Origin of the sequence: Citrobacter sp. MGH 55, assembly GCF_016906145.1 — a bacterium.
Classification (GTDB): Bacteria; Pseudomonadota; Gammaproteobacteria; order Enterobacterales; family Enterobacteriaceae; genus Citrobacter_A; species Citrobacter_A amalonaticus.
The window spans coordinates 1,148,055-1,148,640 of the sequence record NZ_CP070239.1; the positions used below are offsets into that span (position 1 = coordinate 1,148,055).

Here is a 586-nt window from a genome sequence, read left to right on the forward strand (position 1 = left end):
CTCTTACAACACCATCACCATCTCGTGCCACGCCATCCCGCCGTGATCGGATTCAGACGGTTTGACGTAGCGATAGCCAAAGTGAGCATAAAGATCGACATGACGATCTTTACACATCAGGTGAATCGTCTTTTTGTGCATCGCTTTCATCCGCGCCACAAATTCACGCATCATCAGTGAAGAATAGCCTTTCCCCTGAAAATCCGGGTGCACTACCACCGACATAATCACCGCATTGGGCGCATCCGGATCGTGGCCTACCAGTTCCTTAAAAGCCTCGTCAGACATCACCACTTCCCAGGCGCAACCGGCATTAATAAAGCCAGCCACCTCGCTGTTTAACTCCATGCACATAAATCCCTGCGGATAGCGCTGGATACGGGTAGCAATCTTTTCCCGGGTTGCCGCTTCATCGCCTTCATAGGCGAGCGTTTCAATCTCATAACAGCGGTCAACATCGGCGGGTACGGCCTGACGGAATAGCGGAGTGGGCATGCGTTTACCTTTTTTTGAATCAACTGGACTGCCTCATCATACCCGCAGATAACACGGTTTACGCTGATGGTATTCACATGAAGAATGAAGG

At 50.9% G+C, this 586-nt stretch carries 1 protein-coding gene; it reads right to left on the reverse strand.

The genetic code is table 11. The features are described 5' to 3' along the window. Positions 1-3: 3 nt before the first annotated feature. On the reverse strand, positions 4-495 hold the full coding sequence (locus JTI98_RS04570) for a GNAT family N-acetyltransferase (protein ID WP_216081974.1): 492 nt from the start codon (positions 493-495) through the stop codon (positions 4-6). Positions 496-586 lie beyond the last annotated feature (91 nt).

What these genes read in the sequence shown, in the direction of transcription:
- JTI98_RS04570 (WP_216081974.1), bottom strand. Translation starts at nt 495, where the DNA reads ATGCCCACTCCGCTATTCCGTCAGGCCGTACCCGCCGATGTTGACCGC.